The organism is Neisseria sp. HMSC070F02 (assembly GCF_001814225.1).
In the GTDB taxonomy this organism is placed as follows: Bacteria; Pseudomonadota; Gammaproteobacteria; order Burkholderiales; family Neisseriaceae; genus Neisseria; species Neisseria meningitidis.
The window spans coordinates 1-1,108 of the sequence record NZ_KV815489.1 but is presented as its reverse complement, the minus strand read 5'-3'; the positions used below and the strand labels follow the sequence as shown (position 1 = coordinate 1,108).

Genomic DNA, 1,108 nt, shown 5'->3' with positions numbered 1-1,108 from the left:
GGTTTTCATGGCAGGGTTTGTTTTGTTTTGAACGAGTTTGAGTGTAAATGGATTTTAAGGGTTTGTAAACGAAAGAGGCAAAAATGCCGTCTGAGCGGCGGAAATGGCTTTCAGACGGCATTTTGACTGTTTAAAGCGGGGGCAGTTCTACAAACGGAAAGAAATGCTGAAACCTCTGATAAATTTCAGGATGTTTCTTTAAGGCTTTTAATGCTTTTTCTTTTGAAATGGGAGGATCGTAGACATCTATCCCCCTTAAAAAAGCAATACCGGTTAATGCATTATCCTGATTTTTTGATAAGTTATTTTCGGGAACAAATCCTATAATATCAATCAGATCGTATAGTGATTGAAAATCTATCAAATCAAAAAAATAATTTGGAATTTCATCTAAATCCACTTCCCTTATGATTTTTTCGACCCACATTTTAAATTCGGTAAGATTGATTGCTTGGCAATATATACTGCCTATGGCAAAATTTAAGTCGGTGCTATTTTCTTTATAAATTTTCCACATAATCATTTACCTTTATCCATTGCCGTCCCTCCTATGTGACCGGTTTTAGAATGTTCCCATTCAGGTACAAGCTGCATACGTCCAGTATCCTGATGATGATGCCAAGTATAATCCGGTATTTTAGATTCTCCTTTTTCGATTGCCTTTAGTTGCTTTGTTGTAAAAGCAGAACTACGTACTTCTCCTCGTTTAATGGCTTCCGCCAAATCCTTGGTTGCCAGCCTCATTTGCCCTGTAGAATCCTTCAATCTGAACTCCTTATGCTTACATAAACATAATTACCAGTTTCAGTATCTAAAAAACTTGCTTAAATTACTTAAATTAGCTAATAAAAATCATCGCGAGAGAATTTTTTTCCAGTCGGTATAATATATTTCTTATCTATATATATACAATATTTTATATCAAAAAGTAAAATAGTATAGCCATAGATTATACCATCTTCTTCGCTTATACCTAATACCACTCCTTTTTTTCCTTTAATAGTCTCACCATTTTCTAACAAATCATTAGGGCAAGAATCTTTTATAATAACTTCAGAGTAGAAATCTAATTTTAAATTAGGGCGTGTCCTCAATTTAACTTAGCATG

General features: G+C 34.0%; 3 protein-coding genes. All 3 read right to left on the bottom strand.

The annotated features are described in order from the left end of the window. Nucleotides 1-130 precede the first annotated feature (130 nt). Nucleotides 131-517, bottom strand: coding sequence for a hypothetical protein (locus HMPREF2959_RS09785; protein ID WP_002235567.1), 387 nt, complete (start codon nucleotides 515-517; stop codon nucleotides 131-133). A 2-nt stretch (nucleotides 518-519) separates the two neighbouring features. Next, nucleotides 520-765, bottom strand: a complete 246-nt coding sequence (locus tag HMPREF2959_RS09780; RefSeq protein ID WP_033911286.1) for an HNH endonuclease — start codon at nucleotides 763-765, stop codon at nucleotides 520-522. Between the two features lie 77 nt (nucleotides 766-842). Then, the gene (imm31, locus tag HMPREF2959_RS11600) at nucleotides 843-1,094 is read right to left on the bottom strand and encodes an Imm31 family immunity protein (protein ID WP_079888794.1); all 252 of its coding nucleotides are present in this window, start codon (nucleotides 1,092-1,094) and stop codon (nucleotides 843-845) included. Nucleotides 1,095-1,108: the final 14 nt, after the last annotated feature.